15 protein-coding genes are annotated in these 13008 nt (G+C 67.9%); 7 read left to right on the top strand and 8 right to left on the bottom strand.

Annotation, left to right across the window (positions count from 1 at the left end; genetic code table 11):
- Positions 1-69: 69 nt before the first annotated feature.
- The 4 genes from F572_RS0101925 to rpoE are packed head-to-tail and all read right to left on the bottom strand — an operon-like array spanning position 70 to position 2717.
- Positions 70-558 (bottom strand): SoxR reducing system RseC family protein, encoded by a 489-nt coding sequence (locus tag F572_RS0101925; RefSeq protein ID WP_017940956.1) that lies wholly within the window; start codon positions 556-558, stop codon positions 70-72.
- A gap of 20 nt (positions 559-578) precedes the next feature.
- Positions 579-1553 (bottom strand): MucB/RseB C-terminal domain-containing protein, encoded by a 975-nt coding sequence (locus tag F572_RS0101920; RefSeq protein WP_017940955.1) that lies wholly within the window; start codon positions 1551-1553, stop codon positions 579-581.
- 6 nt (positions 1554-1559) lie between these two features.
- Entirely contained in the window at positions 1560-2123 is a 564-nt protein-coding gene (locus F572_RS0101915; protein WP_017940954.1) for a sigma-E factor negative regulatory protein, read from the bottom strand.
- 12 nt (positions 2124-2135) lie between these two features.
- Complete coding sequence (rpoE, locus tag F572_RS0101910) at positions 2136-2717, bottom strand: RNA polymerase sigma factor RpoE (RefSeq protein WP_017940953.1); 582 nt, start codon at positions 2715-2717, stop codon at positions 2136-2138.
- 144 nt (positions 2718-2861) lie between these two features.
- On the opposite strand from rpoE, the gene nadB reads away from it, so the two are divergent.
- Complete coding sequence (nadB, locus tag F572_RS0101905; protein ID WP_017940952.1) at positions 2862-4502, top strand: L-aspartate oxidase; 1641 nt, start codon at positions 2862-2864, stop codon at positions 4500-4502.
- Positions 4503-4706: 204 nt separating this feature from the next.
- On the opposite strand, the gene F572_RS0101900 is transcribed toward nadB, so the two are convergent.
- The 3 genes from F572_RS0101900 to F572_RS0101890 are packed head-to-tail and all read right to left on the bottom strand — an operon-like array spanning position 4707 to position 7160.
- Entirely contained in the window at positions 4707-5435 is a 729-nt protein-coding gene (locus F572_RS0101900; RefSeq protein ID WP_017940951.1) for a ferredoxin--NADP reductase, read from the bottom strand.
- Positions 5432-6364, bottom strand: coding sequence for a nucleoside triphosphate pyrophosphohydrolase (gene mazG / locus F572_RS0101895; protein ID WP_026142911.1), 933 nt, complete (start codon positions 6362-6364; stop codon positions 5432-5434). Before mazG ends, F572_RS0101900 begins: the two co-directional genes overlap by 4 nt.
- 43 nt (positions 6365-6407) lie before the next feature.
- A complete protein-coding gene (locus F572_RS0101890) occupies positions 6408-7160 on the bottom strand; it encodes an MBL fold metallo-hydrolase (RefSeq protein ID WP_018158334.1) in 753 nt (250 codons plus the stop codon).
- Positions 7161-7410: 250 nt separating this feature from the next.
- Here F572_RS0101890 and F572_RS0101885 point away from each other — a divergent pair, with 250 nt between their 5' ends.
- The 6 genes from F572_RS0101885 (at position 7411) to lipA (ending at position 12153) form a co-directional block, all read left to right on the top strand.
- Complete coding sequence (locus tag F572_RS0101885; protein WP_017940948.1) at positions 7411-7650, top strand: BolA family protein; 240 nt, start codon at positions 7411-7413, stop codon at positions 7648-7650.
- Positions 7651-7670: 20 nt separating this feature from the next.
- Entirely contained in the window at positions 7671-8075 is a 405-nt protein-coding gene (locus F572_RS0101880; RefSeq protein ID WP_017940947.1) for a hypothetical protein, read from the top strand.
- The gene (locus F572_RS0101875) at positions 8072-8629 is read left to right on the top strand and encodes a hypothetical protein (RefSeq protein WP_017940946.1); all 558 of its coding nucleotides are present in this window, start codon (positions 8072-8074) and stop codon (positions 8627-8629) included. Before F572_RS0101880 ends, F572_RS0101875 begins: the two co-directional genes overlap by 4 nt.
- An 81-nt stretch (positions 8630-8710) precedes the next feature.
- A complete protein-coding gene (locus tag F572_RS0101870) occupies positions 8711-9922 on the top strand; it encodes an HDOD domain-containing protein (RefSeq protein ID WP_017940945.1) in 1212 nt (403 codons plus the stop codon).
- A gap of 6 nt (positions 9923-9928) precedes the next feature.
- Positions 9929-11134 carry an HDOD domain-containing protein gene (locus F572_RS0101865; RefSeq protein WP_017940944.1) on the top strand — a complete coding sequence of 402 codons (1206 nt, stop codon included), beginning with the start codon at positions 9929-9931 and terminating at the stop codon, positions 11132-11134.
- 62 nt (positions 11135-11196) lie between these two features.
- Positions 11197-12153: a lipoyl synthase gene (lipA, locus tag F572_RS0101860; protein ID WP_017940943.1), complete on the top strand. Its 957-nt coding sequence runs from the start codon at positions 11197-11199 to the stop codon at positions 12151-12153.
- Positions 12154-12504: 351 nt separating this feature from the next.
- On the opposite strand, the gene F572_RS15875 is transcribed toward lipA, so the two are convergent.
- Entirely contained in the window at positions 12505-12720 is a 216-nt protein-coding gene (locus tag F572_RS15875) for a hypothetical protein (protein WP_081601993.1), read from the bottom strand.
- Between the last annotated feature and the right edge of the window lie 288 nt (positions 12721-13008).

Here is a 13008-nt window from a genome sequence, read left to right as displayed (position 1 = left end):
GGGAAGTCGTAGGTTCATCGCTCTAGAAACCCGGGCCCGCCCACAAGTTCCCGCAGGCAGGGCAACCGGTCAGGTCCGTGGCGTGATCACGGACGCGGAAGGGGTGTGCGTTCCCGCGGCCGGGTGACGCTCCAGCAGTACCGGTGCCAGATCCGGGGCGCGTCGGCGCAGCCAGACACGCACCCCGAAAAGGCCCGCGGCAAAGCCGGCGGCACCGGCCAGCAGGTGCAGGCCCTCGCCCAGACTGGGCGCACCCCACATCAGCAGGGCTGGCGCGGCCACCAGGCCGGCCAGCGGGAGCAGGTACATCGCCAGCGCCCCCGATACCAGGGCCTGGTCACGGATGCCCAGGGTCACAGTATCGCCCGGCTGGAGCGTCCCGGGATGACCGATGGACACCTCCACCGCCTTGCGTCCCAGGACCTCGGAAAGCACCCCGCTGCCGCAGCCAGTGCGGGCGGAACAGCTGCCGCAGGTGGACTGTCGCTCGATGCGCACACGTGCCGCGTAGCCCTCCACCGAGAGCACGGTGCCCTGTTCGCGGATCCATTCACTCATGTCGGCACCCCACGTACGGGTCAGTCACCGGGATGATGCACCACCGCATCCAGCACACCCTGTACCGTGGCGCGCGGGACATCCCCCACCGCGGTGACCTGATGCCCGGCGATCGAGCGCGCGGCGCCGTGCGTGGCACCGGCGCGGGTGGTGCCCTCGAACATCTGCTCGCCGCTGGTCTTTTCGATGTACACGGAGACCGAGGCGAGACCGTCGCTCAGCACAAAGTGGCGCAGGCGCGCCTGGTCATCCCCGACCTGGCGTTCGGTCACCGCGATTGCGGTAAAGCCTTCCGGGAGATCCCCGAAGCTCCAGCCATCCATGCCGGTCTGCTCGTCCCACTCCGGCTTTTTGTGGCCATGATCGGCGCGTACCTCGACATGCTCGGCGTCCTCGCGAGTGGGCTCGAGCGCCGCGTCCGCGACCTCGTCCAGGTGTTCCAGAGCAGTAAAGGCCAGGCGCTCGAGCAACTTCCCATGCCCGTCGTACAGCTCGCTAAGGAGGGGCAGCGCGGTCGTGGCGTGCAGGCAGTAGCGGTGACTGTAGCGCAGGGTATCCCGGGCCCGCGCAAGGATCATGCGGCAATCGAGGCCCGCGACGCGGTCCACGCCCATGTCCATGAGCTCATAGTGATCATGGCGCTCGAGCAGAAACACCGGAGCACCCGCCGGCCAGTGCGGCGCCTCGCCAGCGGCCGCCCGCGCGCCCTTCAGGGCGCTCAGACGGTCGACCGAGCGCAGGATCTCGCGCGGGGCACCGGTCAGGGTCTCCAGGCGTTCGCGGTAGCCGCCGTTTTCGGCGGCGTGCACCACGCGGATCGCGTCCAGCCGGTCATCGCGCTGGAGCACAAAGGTCCCTTGGTAGCTCTCCGAATGCAGGCTGCCGGTCATGCGCTGCAGCCAGTCGGCGGGGGACGAATCCCCCGCCAGGGCCGGCAACGGCAGGCAGCAGAGCGCAGTGGCGGCAACCAGGGCGTACGGCAGGCCGCGGCGCATCACGCGTTACTCGTCACTCACCGAATAGCGAACGCGTCCCAGGGCGGTGGAGCCCGGCCCGGTCAGTTCCGCATGGTTTTCGAGATAACGGGCAAAGCGTGGATCCAGCCCTTCCCGCTCGGCGGCCGGCGTCTCGCCCCCCGTGGTGCTGACGCGCTGGACGCCGTCCGCTACCTGTGCCGGGGTGGTCTCGCTGGCGACTGGCGTCGCCTCCGGGGCACCCGTGTCGGGACCGATCATCTGCATCCCGACCAGGGTGACCATGGCCACTGCGGCGGCCACGCCGGTCCCGGCCACCGGCTTCAGCCAGCGCGGATGATCCGGCTTGCGGGCGACCGACAGCGGTGCCTCGTCCGCCAGGGCCGCGTGAAGGCCGTCCATGAAATTCGCGGGCGCGGTACGATGCAGCCCGCCACGCAGACTGTCGCCGATCAGGTGATAGCGCTCCCACTGGGCGCGGTCTTCTTCGGACTTCACCAGTTCATCCATCAGGCGACGCGTCTCGAAGTCATCCGTTTCTCCGTCCACCAGGGCCGACAGACGTTCGCTCTTGGAGACTTGTTCTTTCATGGCGCTACTCATTCAGTTGTTGTCTAACAACGGACGCAGGGTCCGGTCGATGGCCTCGCGGGCCCGGAAGATACGCGACCGGACCGTGCCGATCGGGCATCCCATCGTCTGCGCGATCTCCTCGTAACTCAGTCCCTCGATCTCGCGCAGCGTGATGGCCATCCGAAGGTCGTCGGGCAGTTCCTCGATGGTGCTTCGCACCGCCCCTTCAATCTCTTCGGACAACAGCTCCCCCTCCGGGGTTGCACTGTCCTTCAGGGCGGAGTCGCCGCCCATCTGTTCCGCGTCCTGCGCATCAACCTCGGCCTCGGGCCGACGTCGTCCCTGGGAGACAAGATGGTTCTTGGCCGTGTTGATGGCGATGCGGTAGAGCCACGTATAGAACGCACTCTCGCCGCGAAAGTTCGCCAGCCCCTTGTAGGCCTTGATAAAGGCCTCCTGGGACACGTCCAGGGCCGCCGCGTGGTCGTGGACGTAGCGCCCGACCAGATTGACGATCTTGTGCTGATACTTCAGCACCAGAATGTCGAAAGCCGCCTTGTCGCCCTTCTGAACTCGCTTGACCAGGGCCTCGTCGGAAGCCTTCTCGCTCATGCGGGGACTCCCGCCAGCCCACCGGTCTCCGGTAATCTATGGTGCATGGACCGCCTGACTCGCATTAAGTTCGCTTTGCGCACAACAGTGTTGCGCAAGGGCCACATTTTGCTCTGGCAACAAGCGCAGCACGTTACCTGACCCATGGGGACAGTACAACAACCGCGCCTGGCGGACGTCCTCGTGATCGGAAGCGGCGCGGCGGGGCTCTCCGCAGCCCTGCACCTGGCCCCGCATCGCCGCGTCACCGTAATCAGCAAGGGCCCGGTGGACGAGGGCTCCACCCGCTACGCCCAGGGCGGTATCTCGGCTGTCCTCGACCGCACCGACTCCTTCGACGCCCACATCCAGGACACCCTCGATGCCGGCGCCGGCCTGTGCGACCCGGATGCCGTGCGCCGCGCCGTCGCGGCCGGCCCCGAAGCGATCCACTGGCTGCTCAACCTGGGCGTCCCCTTCACCCGCGAGCCCCTGGAGGGCCGCAGCCGCCTGCATTTGACCCGCGAGGGTGGGCACAGCGCACGCCGGGTCGCGCACGCCGCCGATGCCACCGGCCGCGCGATCGAGGAGGCACTGGTACGTAACGCCTCGGGCCAGGGCAGCATCGAGGTCTTTGAACGCCACGTCGCCGTGGACCTGATCACCCAGCCGGTGGACGGCACCCGCCGCGTGGTCGGGGCCTACGTACAGGACGCCAGGACCCGCGAGGTGGAGACCATCCTCGCCCCCACCGTGATCCTCGCCACCGGCGGCGCCAGCAAGGTCTACCTTTATAGTTCCAACCCGGACGGCTCCACCGGCGACGGCATCGCCATGGCCTGGCGCGCCGGCTGCCGCATCGCGAACATGGAGTTCATGCAGTTCCACCCGACCTGCCTGTTCCACCCGAAGGCGAAGTCGTTCCTGATCTCCGAGGCAGTGCGCGGCGAAGGCGGGGTGCTGCTCCTGCCTGACGGCGAGCGCTTCATGCCGCGTTTCGACGAGCGCGCCGAACTGGCCCCGCGCGACATCGTGGCCCGCGCGGTCGACCACGAGATGAAGCGCCTCGGCATCGACCACGTAAACCTCGACATCAGCCACAAGCCGGCCGAGTTCATCCGCGAGCACTTCCCCACGATTTACGAGCGCTGCCTGGAGTACGGCTTCGACATGACCCGGGAACCGCTGCCGGTGGTTCCGGCCGCGCACTACACCTGTGGCGGCGTCATGGTGAACCACTTCGGCCAGACCGATCTGCCGGGTCTCTACGCCGCCGGCGAGGTCTCCTACACCGGCCTGCACGGGGCCAACCGCATGGCCAGCAACTCGCTTCTGGAGTGCCTGGTCTACGCCCGCGCCGCCGCCGATCACATCCTTTCGCAGACCGATCTGCCCGCCCCCGAGCAGCTGCCGGTACCGCCGGCCTGGGACGAATCGCGGGTCACCGAATCACAGGAAGAGGTGGTGGTCGCCCACGACTGGGACGAGCTGCGCCGGCTGATGTGGGACTACGTGGGCATCGTGCGCGCTCGCGAACGCCTGCACCGCGCCGAGCGACGCATCCGCATCCTGCAGGAAGAGATCCACGAGTATTACAGCCACTTCCGCATCTCCCCGGACCTGCTGGAGCTGCGCAACCTGGCCATGGTCGCCGAGATCATTGTGAAGAGCGCCCTGTCGCGCAAGGAAAGCCGCGGGCTGCACTTCATCCGCGACTACCCGGACACCGACCCGGCCCTGGACGGCCAGCCGACCATCCTCGCCCCCGAAAACGCCCTGCGCCCGGGCGACACCCGCCGGCCGTAAGCCGTCCCGTCATTGCGAGGAGCATCGGGACGAAGCAATCGGCATCCGCAAGCCATCTGATCTCGACGCACTACCAGCGTTGGGGGATTACTCGCTCCGCTCGCCCTTCGGGCCGGCCTGCGGCCGTTCAACGCAGCTTCGCTGCTTTTGTGCTTCATCGCCTGCGGCGACTCGCAATGACGAATTCAGGGCGGCGCTTGCGCGCTACCACCACTTCTCGTATTTCAGCTGGGCCTCGGGGATGCCCCATTCCGCCAGCAGCGTGGCCATGTCCTCGATGAACTCGCGCGAGCCACAGAAGTAGAACAGCGCATCGCGCGGCAAATCGAGCGACTCCAGCAACCGATGGCTGATACGCCCGGTATGGCCCAGCCAGTCCTCGGCCTCGCGGGTCACCGTCAGGCTTACATCGATATTCGGCGCCTCGGCCATGGCCGCAAGCTCCTGCGGGAACAGCACCTCGTCCTGGTGCGCCACGCTGTACACCAGATGCGCGTAGACCTCGGGCATGTCGGCGTGGATCGCGCGCAGAATGCCGAACAGCGGCGTCACACCGATCCCGGCGCCCAGTAGCACGACGTTCTTCGCCATGCCGGGCTCGAAAAAGAAGCTGCCCTGCCCCGGGGTGATGTAAACGGTGTCGCCTTCCTGCGCGACTCGGTGCAGGTAATGAGTCGCATGGTGGTGGTCGGCGTACTTGATGGCCAGTTGCAGACGGCCGTCCGCGCGCGGCGCGGAGACCACCGAATAGCCGCCAACGAAGGGCTTGCCTTCCGGCTGGGGGATCACCAGGTCCAGCCACTGCCCCGCCTTGCTGGTAAAGCGCTGCGGGTCCGCCGCCAGGGTGAACACCTTGATCAGCGGCGTGACCTGCTCGATCGTCTCGATCCGGGCCGGCAGGAAGTGGTCGGGCAGTTCGACAGCATCGGTCATGTCGGATCCTTGGTCTCGTTTTCCTTGCGGCCACCGCGCTCACGGCGGCGGGCTTCCTGATAAAGGGCCTCCTGGGCATCGAAGTCCAGTTCACCCAGCCCCTGCCCGCCCTCGGCCGCCAGGGCCTCCATGTCCCGAAAGCGGGCCTCGAACTTCCGGGTACTGCCGCGCAGCGCACTCTCCGGGTCCACCCCCAGGTGGCGCGCCCAGTTGCTGACGGCAAACAGCACGTCGCCAACCTCCTCGGCGATGCGCTCCGGCGGCTCGCCGTCATCCACGGCAGCCTGCACCTCGGCCAGCTCCTCGTGGATCTTGTCGACCACCGGCGCCGGATCGTCCCAGTCGAAGCCGAGCCGGGCCGCGCGACGCTGGCTCTTGACCGCGCGCGCCAGCGCCGGCAGCGCCAGCGGGATGTCGTCCATGGCACTGGTCTGGGCGCGATCGGCACGCTCCTTCGCCTTCTCCGCCTCCCAGGCCGCCTCGCGCGCCGCATCCGAGGCATGCTCGACATCGGCGAACACGTGCGGGTGCCGGCGCACCAGCTTGTCACCGATGGCCCGGGCAACATCATCGAGGTCGAAGCGACCCGCTTCCTCGGCGATGCGCGCCTGGAACACCACCTGGAACAGCAGATCCCCAAGTTCGTCGCGCAGCTCCCGGGTATCCGCCGGCTCGCCCTGATCGCGGGCGATCACGTCGGCCAGCTCGAAGGCCTCTTCCAGGGTGAACGGGACGATGGTCCCGGCAGTCTGTGCCCGGTCCCAGGCGCAGCCGGACTCGGGATCGCGCAGCCGCGCCATGATCGCCCGCAGGCGATCCAGCGGGCGAAGCGACTCGAACGGGCCCTGGGGGTCGACGGGTGCGGGGTCGGTCATCGCGGGAGTGTACGGGGTCCGGTGAACGGGAAAAACCGCCCACCGGATGAACATTCAGGCCCGGTGGCTCCGGGCGGAGCCACCGGGCAGCGGCGGACTAGCCCTGCTGATCGGTCTCGCAGAGGCGCTTCTTGTCGTCCGGCAGGTTGTCCGGGCAGATCCCGCAGCCCTCGTTGCCGGGCAGGGCCCAGTCGATCTTCTTCGGGTACGGCAGGTCCATCTCGTCCATGATCTTGACGAACTCCGCCTCCGGCTTGCCCTTGCCCAGGCGCGGGTTGCGCATCTTCTCCTGACCGATGGTCGTGATCTGGCGCTCCTCGTAATCGTGCGCGGGGTACACCAGGGTCTCGTCCGGCAGGGTGAAGAACTTGTCCTGGATCGAGTGGTAGAGGGTCTTCGCATCCCCCGACTGGAAGTCGGTGCGGCCGCAGGCCTCGATCAGCAGGGCGTCGCCGGAGAACAGCATCTTCAGGCCCACGTGGTCCATCAGGTACGCGTGGTGCGCATCGGTGTGCCCCGGGGTGTAGAGAGGGTTCACGACGAGGTTGCCCACCTGGAAGGGCTCGCCCTCGCGCAGACCGAAGTCGCGGCAGGGCAGTTCGTCCATCGCCGGCCCACCCAGCTTGCAGCCGGTCTTCTCGCGCAGCATCCGCGCACCGGTGATGTGGTCGGCGTGGATATGGGTCTCGATGACGTAGTCGAGGCTCAGGCCCATCTCCTGCAGCACGCGCAGGTCGCGGTCGACGGTCTCGATGACCGGATCGATCAGGGCCGTCTTCCCGGTATCCGGGCAGCTCAGCAGATAGGTGTAGGTGGACGACTCGTCCTCGAACAGTTGCTTGAAGATCATTGCCTTCGCCTCCATGGGCCCGCGGGCCAAACGGTAATCATGCCAAACGCTAATCACATGATGGTAGCGCAGTGCCTTCTACGCTAACGAGACGGCTCGGGCCAACCCAAGCCACCCCGACTTTCCGTGCAGGTGTTTCCGTGTGAGCCCTGCGCGGCGAACGAGTTCCCCGCGTGGGGGCACTTCTGTCGAGCCAGGCGCCCGGCTATCATCCGCGGCGAGTCCATTCGCACCAACCTGGGGATACATTATGGAAGCCAGCCAAGTGGCCGAACTCATCCGCGCCGGCCTGCCGGAGGCCGAGAAGGTCGAGGTCACCGGCGGCGAGGGCAAATTCGAGGCCCTGGTCGTGAGCCCGCAATTCGCCGGCATGAACGCGGTCAAGAAGCACCAGACCGTCTACGCCACCGTGCGTGACCAGATCGACTCCGGCGAGGTGCACGCCCTGTCCATCCGCGCCTTCACGCCGGAGGAAGCCCCGGACGCCTGAGGCGTCCGCGTCGCCTGCCCATGCTGTCGCCCAAGGGCCGCGAGGAGATCGAGCGCCTGCTGGAAGGGGGGCTCGTCCATGACTGGGACGAGGCCGAAACGACGCTGCGCAACGTAACCCGCATGCTCCTGACGACCCGCCCGGACCTCCTGCGGCTGTACTTCACGCCCGAGGCCTGGGAGCAGATCACCGCCTGGCCGCAGAAAAAGGCCGCCAATGCCATCATCGCGGCGCTGCGCACCGGGGTGGTGGACACCCTGGGACGCCCCGCCATCGCCAACCGCGAACAGGCCCGATTCTACCTGTTGTGCTTTCAGGACGACCTCACCGAGCGGGTCGACGCCTGGTGCCGGGAACACCCCGAGGAGTGCCCGCGACGCAGCCGCAAACGCACCACCGCCCTGCCCGGCCAACAGGAACCATGAACGCCTCCGGTATCCAGCGCTGTGGCGACCCCGGGCTGCGGGATGCCCTCGCGGACCTGCTGGCGCGCTACGGGCTGCGCCTGGTGGCCCACCCGGAACAGGCCCCGCTGCCCGGCACCTGGTGGGGCGAGCCCGAGGCCGGCATCATCGGCCGGGACATCCATGTGCGTCCCGACACGCCGATCCACTCGGCCCTGCACGAGGCCGGGCACGTCATCTGCATGGACGCCGCGCGGCGCGCCACCCTGCACACCAACGCGGGGGGCGACGACCTCGAGGAATGCGGTGTCTGCTACCTGCAGATCCTGCTGGCTGACGAGCTGCCCGGCGTCGGCCGCGAGCGGCTGATGCGGGACATGGACACCTGGGGCTACAGCTTCCGCCTGGGCAGCACCACCGCATGGTTTCGCGAGGATGCCGCCGACGCGCGCCGCTTCCTGCAATCCCACGACCTGATCGACCACGACGACCGGCCGCGCTTCACCTGCCGCGAAGCGGCCACGCCACCGGTTCCCGTCACCGGATCGGATGCTACACTGGCATCCGTCGAGTAGACCGCGCGCAACCCCCGCTGGCCGCCACACGGCGCAGCGGCGCGGGAACGGATTGGTACAGCACGGATCGGGAACCGCCCCATGGATAGCACCAGCATTGACGCCCTGCTTCAGGACCTGGACCTGACCTCCAGTCTGTCGGAGCAGGCCCGCCGCGAACTGGCCGGGGCCTGCCAGGCTCGGGAGTTGGAGGCCGGGCGTCGCCTGCGCCCCCAGGAGGTCGAGGACCGCTACCTGTTCATGGTGAGTGGCCAGCTGGTCCGTGTCAGCGGCGGTGCTCCGGCCCGTATCACCCTGGATGCGGCCGACCCCGACAGCCCCCTGCAGATGTTCGACCAGAACATCGGCCAGCAGGACTTCCTGATTACCGAGAAGGCCTGCCGGATGCTCGAGATCCCCACAGCGGCGCTGGAAAAGGCCCACAGCGCCTCGCTGGTGGTGCACGACACCGATCTGGACGATACCGAGGGCGCCTTCTTCGCCGAACTCTATGACCTGATCACCAGCAACCGGCTGGAGCTGCCGACCATGCCGGAGATCGCCCTGCGCATCCAGGAACTGACCAACGACCCGGACGCGGACCTGGACAAGCTGACCGAGGTCATCCAACGCGACGGCACCATTGCCGGCGCCCTGCTGCATGCCACCAACAGCCCACTGTTCCGCGCCGCCAAGCAGATCCAGTCCGTGCGCGAAGCGGTCAACCGCCTGGGCTTTCGCAACACCCGCATGCTGGCGATGAACATGGCCCTGCGCCAGGCGTTCAAGGCCAAGCACGCCTCCACTCGCGACGCCATGGAGGCCAGCTGGAAACATGGCGCCCTGCAGTCCGCCTACAGCTACCTGATCGCGGACTCGCTGAAGCAGCTGGACCGCGAACGGGCCCTGCTGGCCGGACTGGTCGCGGGCATCGGCGCGGTCCCGATCATCCAGTTCGCGGAGCTGCGCGAGGATCACCCCGACACCGAACGCGTCCAGTCGCTGGTCCGGCGCCTGGGCAACCTCGCCGGCGTCCTGGTCATCAACTACTGGGACCTCGGAAGTGACCTGGTCACCGTCGCCGAGCACGCCGGTGACTGGGGCTATCGCGCCGGCGAGCCGGATTACGCCAGCATCGCCCTCGTGGGGGAATGGGCCGCACGCCGCGCCGAAGGCGAGACCGTGCCCGATGCGGCCGATGTCGCTGCCTTCGACGTCCTCGGGATCGACCCGCCGCCCCCGGGCGAACCGATCGCGTTCCTCGAGGAACGCGCCGGGGACCTGGCGGAACTCCGTGCCATGTTCAACGTCTAGACCACGGTGATCGAGGAACGCCTTCCCCAGTTGCGTCCGTTCGCCGAGCTGAGCGAACGCGCCCGCAACAAGCTGCTGCAGCATGCCCGCACCATGACGGTGGACCCGGGCTTCAAGCTGCATGCGCGGGACGAATTCCGCAGCATGATCTTCCTGCTAGAGGGCCGCATGATCCTGGCCAGCGGCCGCAACTCGGTCATGCTGAAAGGCGACTCCAGCGAGGCCCTCAATCCGCTGTTCGAACCCCACGACTACCACAGCCACGCAATCGCCGCGACGCGCGCGACCCTGGCAATGCTGGACCGCAAGGTCTTCGAGACGCTGGTGGACGGCGGCGGACAGGACAGCGTGGAAGTCAGCGAGATCGAACTGTCCGACCTCGAGGGTGAGCTGTTCGGCAGCATCTACACCCATGCCTACTCGGGCGAACTCGCTCTGCCCCAGCTCCCCGAGGTCGCGCTGCACCTGCAGCAGGCATTGAAGGATCCGGATGTCTCGATCGCCGAGGCCACCCGCATCATCGAGGAAGACCCGAGCGTTGCCGGGCGCCTGCTGAGCGTGGCCAACAGTCCCGCCATGGGGAGCCGCCGCGAGGTCGCCCGCCTGCAGGACGCGGTTGCGCGCCTGGGGCTCGAGCGCACCCGCCAGCTGGTGATGGCCCTGGCGATGCACCAGGTCTTCATTCATCGCGACAGTCCCTACCACGATCTGCTCGAACGCCTCTGGCGCCGCTCTGCCCGCATCGCGGCGATCAGCTGCGTGCTGGCCGACCAGTGCGAGGCGGTCGATCCACAGACCGCCCTGCTCGCCGGCCTGCTGCATCGGGTGGGGGCCCTGCCCGTAATCGCCGAGATCGCCCGCTCCCATCCGGGGCGTACGCCGGAAGAGGTCGAGCGCGTACTGTTCCGGCTGGAAGGCCTGATCGGCGAACTGGTTGCTCAGCAATGGGATCTGGCATCCGATATCATCGACGCTATTCGCGATTCCGGCGGCCCGGAAAACCCCGAGGCCCCGGTCCTGACGGACATCGTGCGGATCGCCCGTGCCGCGTGCCCGCGGGATGCCGAGGACGACCCGCTCGCCGACCGCATCCCGCTTGCCGATCTGCGCGCCTTGGAACGGCTCGGCTTCATCCTCGACGAGGATGGCAGCCTGCCGTCCATCGAGACCGCGCGGCAGGAAGTCGAGGCACTGATCCGTCAGGTCGCCTGACCCGGTATCGCCCCACGCCGGCCGGCTGTACCCCGGCCGCCAGAGAGATTCAGGGAAGGTCCATGGATACACGCACCCGCCCCCAGCCCGGAGAGAAGCAGCGCGCCGCCGACAAGGTTGCCCGCATCCCGGTCAAGATCAACCCGACCGAACGCCCGCAGCGCAAGCCGAAGTGGATTCGCGCCCAAAGCCAGGCGCGCCCCGAAGTGCAGCGCATCAAGGGCATCCTGCGCGAACAGAAGCTGCACACCGTCTGCGAGGAAGCGAGCTGCCCCAACCTGGGCGAATGCTTCGCCCACGGCACCGCCACCTTCATGATCATGGGCGACATCTGCACCCGGCGCTGCCCGTTCTGTGACGTCGCCCACGGCCGCCCCGAGGCCCTGGACGCCGACGAACCGCGCCACCTGGCCGAGACCATCCAGGCCCTGGGACTGAACTACGTCGTCATCACCTCGGTGGATCGCGACGACCTGCGCGATGGCGGTGCCGGTCATTTCGTCGACTGCATCCGCGAGGTCCGCAGCCGGAACCCGGACACCAGGGTCGAGATCCTCGTGCCCGATTTCCGCGGGCGCATGGACCGCGCGCTGGAGATCATGCACCAGGCGCCGCCGGACGTCTTCAACCACAACCTGGAGACCGTCCCGCGGCTGTACCGCGAGGCGCGCCCCGGGGCCGACTATGCCTGGTCGCTGGAGCTCCTCCGGCAGTTCCGCGAGCAGCATCCCGGCGTCCCCACGAAGTCCGGCCTGATGCTGGGCCTGGGCGAGACCCGCGAGGAGTTGCTGGAGGTCCTGCAGGACCTGCGCGATCACGGTTGCGACATGCTGACCCTGGGGCAGTACCTGCAGCCGTCGCGCCATCACCTGCCGGTCACGCGCTTCCTCGCGCCCGAGGAGTTCGACGAGCTGGGCGAGCGGGCGCGCGAGATGGGCTTCAAGCAGGTGGCCAGCGGTCCGATGGTCCGCTCGTCCTATCACGCCGACCTCCAGGCCCAGGGCCTCGAAACCGCCTGACCCGCCCCGGGCAGGCCGTGCCGGGCAACGCGTCCGTTGCGCGTCCGGGTGGCTTCGGACGTTCACGGGTCCGCGCCAAGGCGCCCAGTAACCAGGCCGGGTTGATCATCGGTTGTTTCTGGGGGCTTGGACTCGCCGTCTGCCTGGTTGTGGCTGGTCCCGGTTCGTCCTTCGGTGTTTACGGTAGCTCCGGTCCACATACTGCCGAGCGCTGACTCGCCAGCGCGCCCCGAGGTCCTTTCTTGCTTGTCCAAGAAAGGACCCAAAGAAGGACACCCGGATTCCGCCCGGGAACCTCGCTCCGGACGTGCTGGGCCGGCGGCGCTGAACTCGCTACGCCTGCGGCTTCGCTCAGACATCCAGCGCCTTCTTCCGGCCCATCACGCCCTCCGCGAGGGGCTTCATACGGGAGGCGAAGGTCAAAACCGACCGTATCCCCACGCTTCCGCCTAACCATAGGCATCGCCGCCCGAAAGCCCCCGGCGCCCGCAGCGCGGGCGCGGCACGCAACGGCCGCAGGCCGAGCGTGCCCAGATGCCGGAAGACCCAGCCTTCATCTATTGGCATGCACGTGTGAATCGCCGTTGTTTTGACCTTGAACCCCCCATTGTCGTCGCGCCGAGTGGAGAGGCTTTTCGCGGGAGGAGAGGCGCTGGATGTCTGAGCGGAGCCGCAGGCGTAGCGAGTTCAGCGCCGCCCGCGAAAAGCCTCGGAGCGAGGGAAACCCCGGCCCGCGCAGCGGGCCGGGGTCGCGGCAGTCGGGCGTGTTTCTTGGGCACTTCTTTGCACGAGCAAAGAAGTGCCTCGCGGTGCGCTCGCGAGAGAGCGCGTGGCAGGCGGCTCGACGAAGGCACC

Source organism: Thioalkalivibrio sp. ALE14, from assembly GCF_000376845.1.
GTDB lineage: Bacteria > Pseudomonadota > Gammaproteobacteria > Ectothiorhodospirales > Ectothiorhodospiraceae > Thioalkalivibrio.
Note: the sequence above shows the minus strand (reverse complement) of the source record. Positions and strands in the feature narration are given on the sequence as shown.

Coding starts and splice junctions, on each gene's coding strand:
- nadB (WP_017940952.1), top strand. CDS start 2,862: ATGGGGACAGTACAACAACCGCGCCTGGCGGACGTCCTCGTGATCGGA.
- F572_RS15875 (WP_081601993.1), bottom strand. CDS start 12,720: ATGCCAATAGATGAAGGCTGGGTCTTCCGGCATCTGGGCACGCTCGGC.
- F572_RS0101890 (WP_018158334.1), bottom strand. CDS start 7,160: ATGATCTTCAAGCAACTGTTCGAGGACGAGTCGTCCACCTACACCTAT.
- F572_RS0101915 (WP_017940954.1), bottom strand. CDS start 2,123: ATGAAAGAACAAGTCTCCAAGAGCGAACGTCTGTCGGCCCTGGTGGAC.
- F572_RS0101900 (WP_017940951.1), bottom strand. CDS start 5,435: ATGACCGATGCTGTCGAACTGCCCGACCACTTCCTGCCGGCCCGGATC.
- F572_RS0101920 (WP_017940955.1), bottom strand. CDS start 1,553: ATGCGCCGCGGCCTGCCGTACGCCCTGGTTGCCGCCACTGCGCTCTGC.
- F572_RS0101885 (WP_017940948.1), top strand. CDS start 7,411: ATGGAAGCCAGCCAAGTGGCCGAACTCATCCGCGCCGGCCTGCCGGAG.
- F572_RS0101875 (WP_017940946.1), top strand. CDS start 8,072: ATGAACGCCTCCGGTATCCAGCGCTGTGGCGACCCCGGGCTGCGGGAT.
- lipA (WP_017940943.1), top strand. CDS start 11,197: ATGGATACACGCACCCGCCCCCAGCCCGGAGAGAAGCAGCGCGCCGCC.
- F572_RS0101870 (WP_017940945.1), top strand. CDS start 8,711: ATGGATAGCACCAGCATTGACGCCCTGCTTCAGGACCTGGACCTGACC.
- rpoE (WP_017940953.1), bottom strand. CDS start 2,717: ATGAGCGAGAAGGCTTCCGACGAGGCCCTGGTCAAGCGAGTTCAGAAG.
- F572_RS0101925 (WP_017940956.1), bottom strand. CDS start 558: ATGAGTGAATGGATCCGCGAACAGGGCACCGTGCTCTCGGTGGAGGGC.
- mazG (WP_026142911.1), bottom strand. CDS start 6,364: ATGTTCATCCGGTGGGCGGTTTTTCCCGTTCACCGGACCCCGTACACT.
- F572_RS0101880 (WP_017940947.1), top strand. CDS start 7,671: ATGCTGTCGCCCAAGGGCCGCGAGGAGATCGAGCGCCTGCTGGAAGGG.